At 68.7% G+C, this 15,556-nt stretch carries 15 protein-coding genes; 11 read left to right on the top strand and 4 right to left on the bottom strand.

The window, feature by feature from the left end:
• Nucleotides 1–167 precede the first annotated feature (167 nt).
• From Q344_RS0105940 to Q344_RS26325, 4 genes are all read right to left on the bottom strand, one after another.
• A complete protein-coding gene (locus Q344_RS0105940) occupies nt 168–1,478 on the bottom strand; it encodes an HlyC/CorC family transporter (RefSeq protein ID WP_028285885.1) in 1,311 nt (436 codons plus the stop codon).
• Nucleotides 1,479–1,586: 108 nt separating this feature from the next.
• The gene (locus Q344_RS0105935; RefSeq protein ID WP_028285884.1) at nt 1,587–2,528 is read right to left on the bottom strand and encodes a site-specific tyrosine recombinase XerD; all 942 of its coding nucleotides are present in this window, start codon (nt 2,526–2,528) and stop codon (nt 1,587–1,589) included.
• Entirely contained in the window at nt 2,524–4,098 is a 1,575-nt protein-coding gene (locus Q344_RS0105930; RefSeq protein ID WP_028285883.1) for a hypothetical protein, read from the bottom strand. Before Q344_RS0105930 ends, Q344_RS0105935 begins: the two co-directional genes overlap by 5 nt.
• Nucleotides 4,088–4,237 (bottom strand): hypothetical protein, encoded by a 150-nt coding sequence (locus tag Q344_RS26325; protein ID WP_169739179.1) that lies wholly within the window; start codon nt 4,235–4,237, stop codon nt 4,088–4,090. Before Q344_RS26325 ends, Q344_RS0105930 begins: the two co-directional genes overlap by 11 nt.
• Before the next feature lie 150 nt (nt 4,238–4,387).
• Between Q344_RS26325 and Q344_RS0105920 the strand changes: the two genes are divergently transcribed.
• The 11 genes from Q344_RS0105920 (at nt 4,388) to Q344_RS0105870 (ending at nt 15,554) form a co-directional block, all read left to right on the top strand.
• Nucleotides 4,388–4,933 (top strand): shikimate kinase, encoded by a 546-nt coding sequence (locus Q344_RS0105920; protein WP_028285882.1) that lies wholly within the window; start codon nt 4,388–4,390, stop codon nt 4,931–4,933.
• On the top strand, nt 4,930–6,042 hold the full coding sequence (aroB, locus tag Q344_RS0105915) for a 3-dehydroquinate synthase (protein ID WP_028285881.1): 1,113 nt from the start codon (nt 4,930–4,932) through the stop codon (nt 6,040–6,042). Before Q344_RS0105920 ends, aroB begins: the two co-directional genes overlap by 4 nt.
• Before the next feature lie 106 nt (nt 6,043–6,148).
• The gene (locus tag Q344_RS0105910) at nt 6,149–6,655 is read left to right on the top strand and encodes a DinB family protein (protein WP_028285880.1); all 507 of its coding nucleotides are present in this window, start codon (nt 6,149–6,151) and stop codon (nt 6,653–6,655) included.
• A gap of 53 nt (nt 6,656–6,708) precedes the next feature.
• Nucleotides 6,709–7,701 (top strand): acryloyl-CoA reductase, encoded by a 993-nt coding sequence (acuI, locus tag Q344_RS0105905; protein ID WP_028285879.1) that lies wholly within the window; start codon nt 6,709–6,711, stop codon nt 7,699–7,701.
• 235 nt (nt 7,702–7,936) lie between these two features.
• Complete coding sequence (locus Q344_RS0105900) at nt 7,937–8,353, top strand: universal stress protein (RefSeq protein ID WP_028285878.1); 417 nt, start codon at nt 7,937–7,939, stop codon at nt 8,351–8,353.
• Between the two features lie 36 nt (nt 8,354–8,389).
• Nucleotides 8,390–10,036, top strand: coding sequence for a BCCT family transporter (locus Q344_RS0105895; RefSeq protein ID WP_028285877.1), 1,647 nt, complete (start codon nt 8,390–8,392; stop codon nt 10,034–10,036).
• A 159-nt stretch (nt 10,037–10,195) separates the two neighbouring features.
• Entirely contained in the window at nt 10,196–11,605 is a 1,410-nt protein-coding gene (locus Q344_RS0105890; RefSeq protein ID WP_028285876.1) for a cryptochrome/photolyase family protein, read from the top strand.
• 71 nt (nt 11,606–11,676) lie between these two features.
• Nucleotides 11,677–12,885: an SAM-dependent methyltransferase gene (locus tag Q344_RS0105885; protein ID WP_028285875.1), complete on the top strand. Its 1,209-nt coding sequence runs from the start codon at nt 11,677–11,679 to the stop codon at nt 12,883–12,885.
• Nucleotides 12,886–12,892: 7 nt separating this feature from the next.
• A complete protein-coding gene (locus Q344_RS23185) occupies nt 12,893–13,345 on the top strand; it encodes a TrgA family protein (RefSeq protein WP_169739178.1) in 453 nt (150 codons plus the stop codon).
• Between the two features lie 3 nt (nt 13,346–13,348).
• Nucleotides 13,349–14,464 carry a gamma-glutamylcyclotransferase gene (locus tag Q344_RS0105875; RefSeq protein WP_028285874.1) on the top strand — a complete coding sequence of 372 codons (1,116 nt, stop codon included), beginning with the start codon at nt 13,349–13,351 and terminating at the stop codon, nt 14,462–14,464.
• Nucleotides 14,465–14,525: 61 nt separating this feature from the next.
• Complete coding sequence (locus Q344_RS0105870) at nt 14,526–15,554, top strand: cysteine synthase A (protein WP_028285873.1); 1,029 nt, start codon at nt 14,526–14,528, stop codon at nt 15,552–15,554.
• Nucleotides 15,555–15,556 lie beyond the last annotated feature (2 nt).

Below are 15,556 nucleotides of genomic sequence, written 5' to 3'. Positions count from 1 at the left end.
CATCTTTCCGGAAATACTCCGGGGGAGTCGGGCCAGCGGCCCGACGGGGGCAGCGCCCCCTCCGCAACCGCCATTGGCACGGACATCCGAAGCTCGAAGCGGACCGCCGCCCGCGCCGGCAGCAGCCCGACATCCGGCCCCGGGCCGGAACAGGCCCGCCCGCAGGCTCAGAGCGGCCGGATCTTCAGCCGGGTGAGCCGGTTGTCCTTCCGCGCCACCACCTCGAACCGGAAGCCGTGGAAGGAAAAGACCTGGCCGGTGGTCGGGATCGTCTGCGCCTCGTGGATCACGAGCCCCGCCACCGTGTTCGCCTCGATGTCCGGCAGCGTCCAGTCCATCGCGCGGTTCAGGTCGCGGATCGTCATCGCGCCGTCCACCAGGAACTGCCCGTCCTCGCCGCGGCGCACCTGCAGGTCGGCGGCCGGGTCGAATTCGTCGGTGATCTCGCCCACGATCTCCTCGAGGATGTCCTCGAGGGTGATCAGGCCCTGAAGCGAGCCGTATTCGTCCACGACCAGCGCGAAATGCGACCGCATCCGCAGGAACTGCCGCATCTGTTCGTCCAGCGTCGTCGTCTCGGGCACGAAATAGGGGGCCATCGCGACGTCGGACAGGTTGAAGTCGCGCATCGCGGCATCCGGCGTCCGGCCGCTCCCGATCGAGAGCTTGTGGATGTAGCGCAGCAGGTCCTTGGCGTGGATCACGCCGGTGATGTTCTCGGGATCGTCGGCGTAGACCGGCAGGCGCGTGTGGTTGCTCTCGAGGCACTGGGCCAGGATGTCCTCGGGCGCATCGGCCGCGTTGATCATCTCGATTCGCGAACGGTGGAGCATGATCTCCTCGACCGTCCGGTCGCCCAGATCGAGCGCGCCGAGGATCCGGTCGCGGTCTTCCTTCTCGACCACGCCCTCGGAATGGCCGAGGTTCAGCGCGCCCGCGATCTCCTCGCGGACGGCCAGCACATTGGCCTCGGGGTCGGTGCGGATGCCGAAGAGCCGCAGCACCAGGCGCACGAAGGCGCGCACCGCGGTCACGACCGGGGCGAAGACGGTGATGACGATCTTGATCGGGGCCGAGACGAGTCCCGCCGCGGTCTCGGCATTGGTGATCGCGTAGGTCTTCGGCAGCACCTCGGCGAAGATCAGCACGAGGAGGGTCATCACCAGCGTGGCCAGCGCCACGCCGCCCTCGCCGAAGGCCCGGGTGAAGAGCGCGGTCGCCAGCGAGGTGGCGAGGATGTTGACGAGGTTGTTGCCCAACAGGACCGAGCCGATCAGCCGCTCGTTGTCCTCGGTGATGACAAGGGCGCGCTCGGCGCCCTTGGAGCCCTTGTCGGCCTGGGCCTTGAGCTTGCCGCGCGAGGCCGCGGTCAGAGCCGTCTCGGAGCCCGAGAAGAAGGCCGACAGCACCAGCAGCAGAAGGATCGCGCCTGCGAAGCTCCAGAAGGCTGCGTCGTAGATCGTGCTGGCGTCTTCCATTTTCGGTCCGTCGATGAGGGGTGGGATGCTCAGGTTATGGGCCGCGGGCGGGCGGCGTTCAAGATCTGCACGGCCTCCGCGTCGCGTCAGTGTCGGGAATGTCGCGGCTCAGTCGCGGGCTTTCATCAGCGGATGATGCTCTTCCACCAGTTCCTTGAGCCGCGCGTCGAGGACATGGGTGTATATCTCGGTCGTGGCCAGGTCGGCATGGCCGAGCAGGGTCTGGATCGCGCGCAGATCGGCGCCGCCCGCCAAAAGGTGCGTGGCGAAGGCATGGCGCAGGGTGTGCGGCGTGACCTTGTCGGGCGAGACGCCGCCCGCGACCGCGATCTCCTTGATCAGCAGGTAGAACCGGTTCCGGGTCAGGTGCCCGAGCTTGCCGCGCGAGGGAAACAGGAACCGCGACGGCGGCTTGCCCTTCGCCCGTGCGGCCTCCTCCTCGGTGTCGCGGAGGGCCAGCCACGCGGTCATCGCCTCGCGCGCAGGCGCCGAGAGCGGCACCATCCGCTCCTTGCCGCCCTTGCCGCGGATCAGCAGCATCCGGGGATCGCCACGGACGGCCGATACGGGCAGCGAGACCAGCTCCGTCACCCGCATCCCGGTCGCGTAGAGCAGCTCCACGAGGCAGGTGTTGCGCACCCGGTCGGCCGGCGTCCGGCCGGTGTCGTGCGCGGCGGCGATCAGGCGGTCGACCTCTTCCACGGTGAGCGTCTTCGGCAGCCGCTTGTCGCGCCCGGGGCCGCGGATCTGGATCGCCGGATTGTCCGCGCGCCAGCCCTCGTCGAAGGCGAAGCGGTAGAGCTGCTTGATCGCCGAAAGCCGCCGCGCCCGCGTGGCGCGCGAAAAGCCCTGCGCGTCGCAGTGGACGAGGTAGGCCTCCACGTCCCCGCGCGCGGCGGTCGCGAAATCGCGGTCGCGCCCGGCGAGCCAGGCCGAGACATCCTTCAGGTCGCGCCCGTAGGCCAGCAGGGTGTTCTGGGCGGCCCCGAGCTCGGCGGCCTGCGCCTCGAGGAAAGCCGAGATCCAGCGGGTGTCGGCCACGGGCTCAATCCCGCCTGTCGAGGATGAGCATCTGCAGCGCCGCGCGCCGGGCCGTGTCCTCCAGCCCGACCGAACGGAAGGTGGCGAAGGCGAGGGTGGCGTCCTTGTATTCGCCGGCCGCGGCGCGGGAATAGAGCTCCATCGCCTGCAGGATCGCCTCGCCCAGCCGGTTCTCCCTGGCCAGCTCGAAGCTGCGGTCGATCGGCTGTGCGCCGGGCGCGAATCCCGACGCCACGGCGCGGGCGCGGGCGGAGGGCGCGGCGACGCCCTCGGTCCGGCCCCGGGCCAGAGCCACGAGGAAGGCCTCTTCGCGCCCCTCGGCCGGCATCCGCTGCGCCGCGGTCTCGTAGGCGGGCGAAAGCAGGGCGACCCGCAGGGCGATGCGCTGCGCCGGGCGGCTGGCCAGCGGGATGTCGATCAGGCGCTCGCCGTAGAGCCGGGCGAAGGGCACCTGCAGGCCGACCTCGCGCATCGCGGCCCAGGCCGCGGTGATCGTGTTGCCGATCTCTTCGGGGTCGCGGGCCTCCATCGCCGCGTCGAAGGCCTGCACGGCGGCGACCCGGTCCCAGATGCCCCCCGAGGCCGCGGGCTTGCGTTCGCCGTAGACGCCGATCAGCCGCGCCTCCGAAACCGCGCCGGTCCGGGCGAGACGTTCCACCGCCTCGAGCTCGGCCTTCCAGCCCGAGACCTTGCGCAGGTCCGAGATCGCATAGGCGCGGGGCAGGGTGGTGGTGGAGAGCGGCTGGCCGATCGCCTCTTCCAGCCGGAAGACGAGCGGCGTCACCTCGGCCGAGGGGGCGAGCGGCGGTATGCCCTCGATCAGCTCGGGTTCCAGGAAGAGCTGGAGCAGCGTCTCGAGCCGGGGGGAGAATTCGCCAAGCGCGACCATCGAGCCGTAGGTCACCATCGCCGCCTGCCAGTCGCCCGTCCGGGCGAGGCAATAGACGCGCGAGGCGTAGTCGGGCGACAGGTCCGGGCGCAGGGCGAGGCGGGCGCAGGCCGCGCCCTCGTCGCCCGACAGCAGGGCAAGGTCGAAGTAGCGGCGGAAGAGATCGGGATGACGCTCGGGCCCGGCATGTTCGATGAGCGCCATGGCGGGGTCGACCGCGCCGAGCTCGGTCAGCGCCTCGACCCGGGCGATCAGCATGTCGGGGCGTTGTTCCTCGGCCATCGGCGGCAGGGCTTCGGTCAGCAGGAGCGAATAGAGCAGGGCCTGCATCGCGGGCAGATCCTCGAGATCGAGCCGCGCCAGCATCCCTGCCACGCGTTCGGGATCCGAGCCGCGCCAGAGCTCGACCGGAAGGCCGGTCACTCCCTTGGGCATCAGGCCCACGGGTCCGTCGGCCGGCCGGTCGAGCGGCATGACCACCACGTCCGGCACCTCGGCACCGTCGCTCACCGGCGGCTCGGTCAGCAGCGAGGTGCCCGGCCGGGTCGTGCGGCGGTCCGGCGGCGCGAGGGCCGCGAGCGAATCCACCTCGTCGAGCCACTGGATGGCGGAGATGGGGGCTTGGGCCGCCGCGGTCTGCGCGACCGCGAGAAACGGGATCAGGGCAAAGGTTGCAGGTCTAATCGACATCCAGGGTAACGGGCGTCCTGACTTCGCTTTGCGGCGGTGAGAAATCCACACCGAAGAATGGTCCGATATAGGCGTAGGCGATCAGGGCGATGCCCAGCAGAACCGCCAGAAAAAAGAGCCAACGTATTACGAAAAACATGTCCGTGCCTGCCCGCTGTAACCTTGCCTGTCTTTTCGTGGAGTCCCGTAGGCTCCTTTTTCATCTCTTATAACTGGCAATTTCATCAAGATCACGTCATTCAGGGCCGCGCGCGAGATTTTGAGCGAATGACAGCCGAAGCGGATGGGCATGGGGTACCGACTGAACAAGACCGTGGTGCTGGTCGGCATGATGGGGGCAGGCAAGAGCGCCGTCGGGCGCGTGCTGGCCGACATCCTCGATGTGCCGTTCCTCGATTCGGATGCCGAGATCGAACACGCGGCCAACATGACCATCCCCGAGATCTTCGCCCGCGACGGCGAACCCTTCTTCCGCGAGCGCGAGGCGCAGGTGATCTCGCGGCTGCTGGTCGAGGCGCCGGGCATCCTGTCGACCGGGGGTGGCGCCTACATGCAGGAGGCCAACCGCGCCGAGATCCATGACAAGGGCGTCGCCGTCTGGCTGGATGCCGATCTCGATCTGCTCTGGAGCCGGGTGCGCCACCGCGACACGCGGCCGTTGCTGCGCACGCCGAACCCGCGCGCGACCCTGTCGGAGCTTTACCGCAAGCGCGTGCCGATCTATGCGCTGGCCGAGCTGCGCGTGCGCGCCGACCCGTCCTACACGCTGCACGACATGGCCCGGCGGGTGGTGAAGGTCCTGCTGAACCGGCCCGACGTCCTGGAGAAGACATGATCGAAACCGTCCGTGTTGAGCTGGCCGAACGCGCCTATGACATCCAGGTGGGCGAGGGGCTGCTGCCGCGCGCCGGGGCCCTGATCGCGCCCTACCTGCATCGCTCGCGGGTGGCGGTCCTGACCGACGAGACGGTGGCGGGGCTGCATCTGGACACGCTGCGGGAGGGGCTTTCGGCGCAGGGCATCGCGATGTCGGCGCTGGCCCTGCCGCCGGGCGAGGCGACGAAGGGCTGGCCGCAGTTCGAACGCGCGGTCGAATGGCTGCTCGACGAGAAGGTCGAACGCCGCGACGTGGTCGTCGCACTTGGCGGCGGGGTGATCGGAGACCTCGCGGGGTTTGCGGCGGCCGTGTTGCGGCGGGGCGTGCGCTTCGTGCAGATCCCGACCTCGCTGCTGGCGCAGGTCGACAGCTCGGTCGGCGGCAAGACCGGGATCAACACGCGGCACGGCAAGAACCTGGTCGGCGCCTTCCACCAGCCGGCGCTGGTGCTCTGCGATACCGGGATCCTGTCGACCCTGCCGGAGCGGGATTTCCTCGCCGGCTACGGCGAGGTGGTGAAATACGGCCTGCTCGGCGACGCGGCCTTCTTCGACTGGCTGGAGGCCGAGGGCCCGGCGCTCGCCCGCGGCGACCGGCAGGCGCGGATCCGCGCCGTGCGCCGCTCCTGCGAGATGAAGGCCGAGATCGTCGCCCGTGACGAGACCGAGCAGGGCGACCGGGCGCTGCTGAACCTCGGCCACACCTTCTGCCACGCGCTCGAGGCCGCCACCGGCTATTCCGACCGGCTGCTGCACGGCGAGGGCGTGGCGATCGGCTGCCTGCTGGCCTTCGAGCTCTCGGCGAAGCTGGGGCTCTGCCCGCAGGAGGATCCCTCCCGCGTCGCGGCGCATCTGCGGGCCATGGGCATGAAGACCACGCTCGCCGACATTCCCGGCGATCTGCCGGATGCCGAGGCGCTTCTGGCGCTCATGGGGCAGGACAAGAAGGTCGTGGACGGCCAGCTCCGCTTCATCCTCGCGCGCGGGATCGGACAGGCCTTCGTGACCTCCGAGGTGCCGGCCGAGGCCGTCGTTTCGGTCCTGAACGCGGCGCTCGCCCGGCGGTGATCCGGCAGGGGGGCTTGCCATCCGGTTGCAGGGGTTGTGAATATCGCGCCCGAACCACCCCGCCGAACCACCCCCGAACCAACGGGCCGGACGAAGGGACGCGCCGATGATCACGCCTGCCTATTGCGCCACCATGGCCCGCTACAACACGTGGCAGAACGGCTGCCTCCGTCGGGCGATGGCGCAGCTGCCCGAGGCGGAGCTGACCGCCGAACGGGGCGCGTTCTTCGGGTCGATCCTCGGCACGGCGAACCATCTTCTCTGGGGCGACCGGATGTGGATGTCGCGCTTCTCGGATGTCGAGAAGCCCGCGGTCTCGATCCGCGAGAGCCGCGATCTCAATCCCACGTCCTCCGCCTGGGAGGCCGAGCGCTTCCGCCTCGACGGCAGGATCGAGCTCTGGGCCGAGTCGCTGCATGCGGTCGATCTGACCGGCAAGCTGACCTGGGTCTCGGGCGCCGTCGGGCGCGAGGTGACGATGCCCTACGCGCTCTGCGTCATGCACATGTTCAATCACCAGACCCATCACCGGGGTCAGATCCACGCCATGCTCACCGCGGCAGGCGCGAAGACCGAGGACACGGATTTGTTCGTCATGCCGGGGGCGTCGTGAAGGCGGTGCCTGAGCTTCGATCCCAAAATATCTGAAATACCAGGAGGAATATCATGTTCAACGCGCTCGTCATGTCGCAGGACGACGAAGGCACCGCCAGCCCCGAGGTCAAGTCTCTCGCGCTGTCGGACCTTCCCGAGGCCGAGGTTACCGTCGCGGTCGAGTATTCCACCGTGAACTACAAGGACGGGCTCTGCCTCTCGCCCAAGGGCGGCGGGCTGGTGCGGAAGTATCCGCATGTGCCGGGGATCGACTTCGCCGGCACGGTCGAGGAGTCCTCGGACGATCGCTACAAGCCCGGTGACAAGGTCGTGCTGACCGGCTGGCGCGTCGGCGAGGCGCATTGGGGCGGCTATGCCCAGAAGGCGCGGGTCAAGGCCGACTGGCTGGTGCCGCTGCCCGAGGGGCTGTCGACCTCGCAGGCGATGGCGGTCGGCACCGCGGGCTTCACCGCGATGCTGGCGGTCATGGCGCTCGAGGATCACGGGCTGAAGACGGGCCACGGGCCGGTGCTCGTGACCGGCGCGGCGGGCGGCGTGGGGTCCGTCGCGACCGCGATCCTGGCCAACCTCGGCCACGAGGTCGCGGCGGTCACGGGGCGGCCCGAAACCGCCGATTACCTCAGGAGCCTCGGCGCGACGCAGATCGTGCCGCGCGAGGACCTGGCCGAAACCACCAAGCGCCCGCTCGAATCCGAGACCTGGGCGGGCTGCGTTGACGCGGTCGGCGGCGCGATGCTGGCGCGGGTGCTGGGGCAGATGAAATACGGCGCCTCGGTCGCGGCCGTGGGGCTGGCCGGGGGCGCGGCGCTGCCCGCGACCGTGGTGCCCTTCCTGCTGCGCGGCGTGAACCTCCTGGGCATCGACAGCGTGATGCAGCCCTACGACAACCGCGTGCGGGCCTGGCAGCGCATCGCGAAGGACCTGCCGATGGACAAGCTCGACGCCATGGTCCAGCCCGCGACCCTGTCGGACCTGCCGAAGCTCGGCGCCGACATCCTGAAGGGCCAGGTGAAGGGCCGGGTGGTTGTCGACGTGAACGGCTGACGTTACGGCAATACGTGGGGCGGAAACGGCGCAAGGTGTCGTTTCTGCCCGAAAAACGGGCGCAGGCGGTTGTCCGCCGGCCCCGGTCAGCTATACCTTCGCTCCATCACCGGGCGTTGCGATCGGCAGGCCCGTCAAGACGGACAGCGCGGAGACGGGGCCCCCATGACCCCGCGACCGAGTGCGACGACGGCCCCGGTTAGGGCCGCCCTCCGCGCATGAAACGGAGGAAAATGTGTTTTCGAACATCATGATACCGGTCGATCTTGCCCATGTGGACAAGCTCGGCCACGCGCTGAAATGCGCGGCCGACCTCGCCGGGCTCTACGGCGCCACGGTCACCTATGTCGGCGTTTCAGCCGCCACGCCGTCATCGGTCGCGCATTCGCCGCAGGAGTTCGCCGAGAAGCTCAAGGCCTTCGCCGAGACCGAGGCGGGCAAGCACGGCCACAAGGCGACGGCGCACGCGATGACCAGCCACGACCCGTCGACCGACCTCGATCCCACGCTGCTCAAGGCGGTGGACGAGACCGGCGCCGACCTCGTGGTCATGGCAAGCCACGTTCCCAACATCACCGACTACATCTGGCCTTCCAACGGCGGGACGATCGCGACACATGCGAAGGTCTCGGTGCTGGTGGTGCGCGGATGATCCCCACAAACGATAACAGGCAGGAGGGACACAAGAATGACGGATGAAAGTGCCAATCAGGGTATTCCGGAGCCGGAAGGCCATTCGGATATCATCGACACCGAATACGAGATCGGACAGGACAATATCGACGGCTCGGTCGGGCCGTTCGGTTTCGACATCCACAACCCGGTCTTCCTGATCTCGGGTCTCAGCATCGTGGCCTTCGTGTTCTACACGCTGGCCCTGCCGGAACAGGCGGGCGACGCCTTCAGCTGGCTCTTCGACACCGTGACCAAGGGCTTCGACTGGTTCTTCCTGGGCGCGGCGAACATCTTCGTGCTGTTCTGCCTGCTGCTGATCGTGACCCCCGTGGGCTCGGTCCGTCTGGGCGGCGCCGATGCGACGCCCGATTACAACTACATCGGCTGGTTCGCGATGCTCTTCGCGGCCGGGATGGGCATCGGGCTGATGTTCTACGGCGTGTCCGAGCCGCTCAGCCACTACGCGTCGTCCTTCGGCGGCGTCTCCGTGGGCGAGGACGGCGTGCGCACCGACTGGGCGCCTCTGGGTGCCGCGGAGGGCGACGAGGTCGAGGCGGCCCGCCTCGGCATGGCCGCCACGATCTTCCACTGGGGCCTGCACCCCTGGGCGATCTACGCGGTGGTGGCGCTGGCGCTCGCGCTCTTCAGCTACAACAAGGGCCTGCCGCTGACGATCCGCTCGGCCTTCTACCCGATCCTCGGCGAACGTGTCTGGGGATGGTGGGGCCACATCATCGACACGCTCGCGGTCTTTGCCACGCTCTTCGGCCTTGCGACCTCGCTCGGCTTCGGCGCGACGCAGGCCAACGCGGGCCTGAACGAGCTCTTCGGCATCCCGGTGGGGCCGACGATGGAGGTCCTGCTGATCTCCAGCATCACCGCGATCGCGCTGATCTCGGTCCTCCGCGGCCTCGACGGCGGGGTGAAGATCCTGTCCGAGATCAACATGGGCCTGGCCTTCGCGCTGCTGCTCTTCGTGCTCGTCGTCGGCGGCTTCGTCGCGATCATGACCGGCTTCTTCGACTACCTGCTGGCCTATTTCCAGTACCTGCCGGCGCTGGCGAACCCGATCGGGCGCGAGGACGTGAACTTCATGCAGGGCTGGACCTCGTTCTACTGGGCCTGGTGGATCTCCTGGTCGCCGTTCGTGGGCATGTTCATCGCCCGCGTCTCGCGCGGCCGTTCGGTGCGTGAGTTCGTGATCTGCGTCCTGCTGATCCCGTCGCTGGTCTGCGTCCTGTGGATGTCGGTCTTCGGGGGCGTCGCGATCGACCAGGTCGTCCACGCGGGCTACACCGCGGCGGTCGACGCGCCGCTCGAGCTGAAGCTCTTCAAGATGCTCGACGAGCTGCCGCTGACGGGGATCACCTCGCTGATCGGGATCGTCCTCGTGATCGTCTTCTTCGTGACCTCCTCGGACTCCGGTTCGCTGGTCATCGACACGATCACCGCGGGCGGCAAGGTCGATGCGCCGGTGCCCCAGCGGGTGTTCTGGTGCGTCTTCGAAGGTGCCGTGGCCCTCGTGCTGCTGCTCTCGGCGGGCGGGCTCGCCTCGCTGCAGTCGATGGTGATCTCGACGGGTCTGCCCTTCACCATCGTGCTTCTGATGATGTGCTGGACGATCTGGAGCGGGCTTCAGGCCGAGCGCAAGCTGGGCTGAGCGCAAGGCTTGCGATGACGGGCGTTCACGGGCCGGCCGGGGGAAACTCCGGCCGGCCTTTTTCGTGGCTGACATCGCGGACCTGCCGCAAGGGCCGGCGGCGCGCGATTGATCCGGCCGGGCGGCGGGGTGCGTAACACGGGAAAGAGCGAGGCAGAGATGAGCGGAAAATCCCCCTGTATCATGTGGTTCCGGCGCGATCTGCGGCTGGCGGACCACCCCGCGCTCAGGGCCGCGGCCGAGGGCGGGCGGCCGGTCGTGCCGGTCTTCATCCGCGATGCCGTGGTGGATGACATGGGCGCCGCGCCGCGCTGGCGGCTCGAGCGCGGGCTCGAGGTCTTCGCCGAGGCGCTCGAGACGGCCGGCTCCCGTCTGGTGCTGCGGGCGGGCCCGGCGCTCGAGGTGCTGCGCGAGCTGGTCGAGGAGACCGGCGCCGACACGATCTACTGGTCGCGCCTCTACGAGCCCGCCGCGCGCGAGCGGGACGAGCGGGTCAAGGCCGGGCTGCGCGATGACGGGCTCGAGGCCAGGAGCTTCCCGGGCCACCTGCTTTTCGAACCCTGGACCGTGGAAACGGGGCAGGGCGGCTACTACAAGGTGTTCACCCCGTACTGGAAGGCCGTGAAGGGCCGCGACCTGCCCGCGCCCTGTCCGAAGCCCGACCTGACGGCACCGGACAGATGGCCCCGCTCCGACAGGCTGGCCGACTGGAGCCTCGGCGGGGCGATGAACCGCGGCGCCGCGGTGGTGGCGGAGCATGTCGATGCGGGCGAGGCGGCCGCCAACCGGCGCTTCGGGCAGTTCGTGGCGCGCCGGATCGACGATTACGCCGGTGCGCGCGACATGCTGGCCGAGGACGGCACCTCGGGGATGAGCCAGTACCTCACGCTGGGCGAGATCTCTCCGCTGACGCTCTGGACGAGGTCGCTCGACGCCTCGGGCGAGGGGGCCGAGACCTTCCGCAAGGAGCTCGCCTGGCGCGAGTTCTCGCATCACCTCGTCTTCCACACCCCGCATATCACCGAGGAGAACTGGCGCGAGGAATGGCGGGATTTCCCGTGGAACGACGATGATCGCCGCAAGGAGGTCATCGCATGGAAGCGCGGCCGCACCGGCGAGCCGGTGGTCGATGCCGCGATGCGCGAGCTCTTCGTCACCGGGCGGATGCACAATCGGGCGCGGATGATCGTCGCGAGCTATCTCTGCAAGCATCTGCTGTGCCACTGGCGGATCGGCCAGAAGTGGTTCGAGGAATGCCTTGTCGACTGGGACCCGGCCTCGAATGCGCTCGGCTGGCAATGGGTCGCCGGGTCCGGTCCGGATGCGGCGCCCTATTTCCGCGTCTTCAACCCCGAGACGCAGGCCGAACGCTTCGATCCCGACCGCGCCTACCGCCGCCGCTGGCTGGCGGAGGGCGAGGCGCAGCCGACCCGGACCGCGCTGAGCTATTTCGACGCGATTCCCCGGAGCTGGCGCATGGACCCCGGCGATCCGGACCCCGACCGGATCGTGGGGCTCAAGGAGGGGCGCGACCGGGCACTCGCGGCCTATGAGGAGGCACGGTCCTGACGGGCCGGCCCGAAAGACTTGCCGCGCCCCCGCGCGGCGCATAGCATTTACCAAATGGTAAGGAGTTACCCATGATCCTGACCGAGACCAGGGGGCAGGCGGACCTGCCGCGCTACATGGCGCGGGTGTTCGACGTGGCCAAGACCATCCCGACCGGGCGGCTCGACATTCACCTGCCCGACGGGCGCGTCTTCCGGGCCGAGGGGCAGTCGCCCGGGCCGGTGGCCGAGGTGCATATCCACAATCCCGACACCTTCGCCCGCCTGATCCGCGAGGGCGATCTCGGTTTCTGCGACGCCTATCTCGAGGGCTGGTGGTCCACCCCCGACCTGCAGGCCTTCCTCGACTTCCTCTACATGGGGAACGAGGCGCTCTACGACGGTTTCCCGGGCATGGCCTTCGTCCGCGTCTACGAGCGGATGCGCCACTGGATGAACCGCAACACCAAGAAGCAGGCGCGCAGGAACATCTCGTACCATTACGACCTCGGGAACGATTTCTATTCCCTCTGGCTGGACGAGACGATGACCTATTCCTCGGCGCTCTTCGCGACCGGGCAGGAAAGCCTCGAGGCGGCGCAGACGGCGAAATACGCCTCCATGGTCGACCAGATGGACGTGAAGCCGGGCGAGCACGTGCTCGAGATCGGCTGTGGCTGGGGCGGGTTCGCCGAATATGCCGCGAAGGAGCGCGGGCTGAAGGTCACCGGGCTGACGATCTCGCGCGAGCAGCTGAACTATGCGCAGGCGCGGATCCAGAAGGCCGGGCTCTCGGACCTCGTGGAGCTTCGCCTGCAGGATTACCGCGACGAGCGCGGCACCTACGACGGCATCGCCTCGATCGAGATGTTCGAGGCGGTCGGCGAACGCTACTGGCCGTCCTATTTCGACACCGTGCACAAGAGCCTGAAGCCCGGCCGCAACGCCACGCTGCAGATCATCACGATCGACGACGGCCGCTGGCAGGCCTATCGCCGGGGGGTCGACTTCATCCAGAAATACATCTTCCCGGGCGGCATGCTGCCCAGCCCGGCCGTGCTGAAGGCCGAGGTCGAGAAGGCGGGCCTTTCGGTCGCGCGCCATATCGAGTTCGGGCCGAGCTACAGCCAGACGCTCCGGCGCTGGTACGACACGTTCAACGAGAAGTGGGACAATGTCGCCGCCCTCGGCTTCGACGACCGCTTCCGGCGGATGTGGAATTTCTACCTGACGTCTTGCGCGGCGACCTTCGCCTCCGGTAACTGCGACGTGACCCAGATCACAGTGACAAGGCCGCGCTGACCTCATGATGACGATGCCCAAGGTGGTCGCGGGGGCGCTCACCGCCTTCCTGGCCTGGATCGTGTCCGGATTGGTGAAGACCGAGCTGCTCGCGGTCTACGGTAGCTACAATTTCGGCTGGTTCGTCACCCTGTCCGTGGTTGTGGGCTTCGTCTGCGGCTACAGGGTGCTGGGCTCGCGCGCGACCGGGGCGCTCGGTGCCGCGATCGCGATGAGCGTCGGCATGACCGCCGCCGCCGCGACGGTGTTCTGGGTGCTGGCGCTCGTCACCGCGAACGAGATGCTGCGCCTTGCGCTGGAACGGCGCTATCGCGGCCCGGTCGAGGGGATCGAGGACATGGTCCGGATCGGCGGCAATTACGGCCAGCACCTGCTGCATGCCAACATCATCCTGACGCTGGTGATCGGCGGCTGCATCGCGGGCGTGCTGACCGAGATCGCCGCGCGGCGGTGGAACTAGCCGATGCCACGGGTCTTTGCCTATGGCACTCTCCGTCACGTCCCGCTCATGGAAATCGTCGCCGGGGAGCGGGTCCATGCCCGCCCCGCGCGTCTGCCGGGCTTTGCCGTGCTGCAGGCCGCAGGCGCGGATTATCCCGCCATCGTAGCCGCGCCCGGGGCCGTGGCCGAGGGCACACTCTACGAGGTGAGCGAGACGGCGCTCGCCCGGCTCGACTGGTACGAGATGATCTCGGACTATCCCGGCATCGAACGCGAGGTCCGGACCGACGCGGGCCCCGTCACCGCACGCGTCTGGATGCCCGGCGAGCGGCAGGCGCACGAGGACCGGCCCTGGCGGCTGGAGGAGTGGACGCGCGACTGGGGCGACATGCTCTGCCGCGCCGCCGCCGAGGCGATGGAGATGCACGGCGCGGTCGAGCCTGCGGTCATCGGCCAGTTCTGGGGCAGCTTCCTCGGGCGGGCGGCCTCCGCGCTTCGGGCCGATGGCATGGCCCGGCCCGAACGCGGCACCGACATGAGGGCGGACAGCGTCGCGCTTGCCGGACGCGACTATCCGCACGCAGGCTTCTTCGTCACCCGGCGCGACCGGCTGAGCCATCCGCTTTTTTCGGGCGGCCAGAGCGAGACGCTGGTGCGCGAGACCTACCTGGCGGCAGATGCCGCCGTGGTGCTGCCCTACGACCCCGGACGCGACCGCATCCTGCTGACCGAACAGTTCCGCCTTGGCCCTTGGTGCCGCGGCGCGCGCTACCCCTGGGTGCTGGAGCCCGTCGCGGGCCGGATCGACCCCGGCGAGACGCCCGAGGCCTGCGCGCTGCGCGAATGCGAGGAGGAGGCGGGCCTTGCCTTGCGCGAACTGCTGCCGGTCGCGCATTACTATCCCAGCACCGGCACGCTGTCGGAATATCTCTACACCTATGTCGGGCTCTGCGACCTGCCGGACCTGCCCGAGGGCGGCGGCGGTCTGGAGGACGAGGGCGAGGACATCAGGACGCATCTTCTGCCCTTCGAGGCGGGGATGGAGCTTCTGTCCCGCGGGGAGGCGAACAACGCGCAACTCATCCTCCTGATGCTCTGGCTTCAGCGCGAACGTCCCCGTTTGCGCGGCATGGCTTGAGTCCCTACCGCGCGGCGTCTAAGTCTCGTCCACCAGCGGACGCATTCGGAGGAGCTGATCCATGAAATTCGCCAAGGACCTGGCCTCGGCCGTCGGCAACACGCCCCTCATCAAGCTGCGCCGCGCGAGCGAGGAGACGGGCTGCACCATCCTCGGGAAATGCGAGTTCCTGAACCCCGGGCAATCGGTCAAGGACCGTGCCGCGCTCTGGATCATCCGCGACGCGATCGAACGGGGCGAACTGGAGCCGGGCGGCACCATCGTCGAGGGCACGGCCGGAAACACCGGCATCGGGCTCGCGCTCGTCGGCGCCTCCATGGGGTTCAAGACCGTCATCGTCATCCCCGAGACCCAGAGCCAGGAGAAGAAGGACATGCTCCGGCTCGCGGGGGCGCATCTCGTGCAGGTGCCGGCCGCGCCCTACAAGAACCCGAACAACTACGTCCGCTATTCCGACCGGCTGGCGCAGGAGCTCGCGAAATCCGAACCGCATGGCGCGATCTGGGCGAACCAGTTCGACAACACCGCCAACCGGCAGGCCCATATCGACAGCACCGGGCCCGAGATCTGGGAGCAGACCGACGGCAAGGTCGACGGCGTGGTGGCCTCGGTCGGCTCGGGCGGCACGCTCGCGGGCATCGGCATGGCGCTTCAGCCCAGGGGCGTGAAGATGGGGCTCGCCGATCCGATGGGCTCGGGCGTCTACAGCCTCTACATGGAAGGCGAGGCGAAGCCCGAGGGCACGTCCATCACCGAGGGCATCGGGCAGGGGCGGATCACCGCCAACCTCGAAGGTTTCCGGCCCGACCTCGCCTATCAGATTACCGACGAGGAGGCGCTGCCCTACGTCTTCGACCTGCTCTCGGACGAGGGGCTCTGCCTCGGCGGCTCCTCGGGCATCAACGTCGCGGGCGCGGTGCGGATGGCGAAGGAGATGGGGCCGGGGCACACGATCGTGACGATCCTGTGCGACTACGGCAACCGCTACCAGTCCAAGCTCTTCAACCCGGAGTTCCTGCGCGAGAAGGGGCTGCCGACCCCCGGCTGGCTGACCGAGGCGCCGCGTTCCATCCCGGGCGTCTTCTCCTGATC

This window comes from Pseudooceanicola nanhaiensis DSM 18065 (genome assembly GCF_000688295.1).
Taxonomy (GTDB): domain Bacteria; phylum Pseudomonadota; class Alphaproteobacteria; order Rhodobacterales; family Rhodobacteraceae; genus Pseudooceanicola; species Pseudooceanicola nanhaiensis.
Note: the sequence above shows the minus strand (reverse complement) of the source record. Positions and strands in the feature narration are given on the sequence as shown.

What these genes read in the sequence shown, in the direction of transcription:
- Q344_RS0105875 (WP_028285874.1), top strand. Translation starts at nt 13,349, where the DNA reads ATGCCACGGGTCTTTGCCTATGGCACTCTCCGTCACGTCCCGCTCATG.
- Q344_RS0105895 (WP_028285877.1), top strand. Translation starts at nt 8,390, where the DNA reads ATGACGGATGAAAGTGCCAATCAGGGTATTCCGGAGCCGGAAGGCCAT.
- Q344_RS0105890 (WP_028285876.1), top strand. Translation starts at nt 10,196, where the DNA reads ATGAGCGGAAAATCCCCCTGTATCATGTGGTTCCGGCGCGATCTGCGG.
- Q344_RS26325 (WP_169739179.1), bottom strand. Translation starts at nt 4,237, where the DNA reads ATGTTTTTCGTAATACGTTGGCTCTTTTTTCTGGCGGTTCTGCTGGGC.
- Q344_RS0105885 (WP_028285875.1), top strand. Translation starts at nt 11,677, where the DNA reads ATGATCCTGACCGAGACCAGGGGGCAGGCGGACCTGCCGCGCTACATG.
- aroB (WP_028285881.1), top strand. Translation starts at nt 4,930, where the DNA reads ATGATCGAAACCGTCCGTGTTGAGCTGGCCGAACGCGCCTATGACATC.
- Q344_RS23185 (WP_169739178.1), top strand. Translation starts at nt 12,893, where the DNA reads ATGACGATGCCCAAGGTGGTCGCGGGGGCGCTCACCGCCTTCCTGGCC.
- Q344_RS0105940 (WP_028285885.1), bottom strand. Translation starts at nt 1,478, where the DNA reads ATGGAAGACGCCAGCACGATCTACGACGCAGCCTTCTGGAGCTTCGCA.
- Q344_RS0105920 (WP_028285882.1), top strand. Translation starts at nt 4,388, where the DNA reads ATGGGGTACCGACTGAACAAGACCGTGGTGCTGGTCGGCATGATGGGG.
- Q344_RS0105930 (WP_028285883.1), bottom strand. Translation starts at nt 4,098, where the DNA reads ATGTCGATTAGACCTGCAACCTTTGCCCTGATCCCGTTTCTCGCGGTC.
- acuI (WP_028285879.1), top strand. Translation starts at nt 6,709, where the DNA reads ATGTTCAACGCGCTCGTCATGTCGCAGGACGACGAAGGCACCGCCAGC.
- Q344_RS0105910 (WP_028285880.1), top strand. Translation starts at nt 6,149, where the DNA reads ATGATCACGCCTGCCTATTGCGCCACCATGGCCCGCTACAACACGTGG.
- Q344_RS0105870 (WP_028285873.1), top strand. Translation starts at nt 14,526, where the DNA reads ATGAAATTCGCCAAGGACCTGGCCTCGGCCGTCGGCAACACGCCCCTC.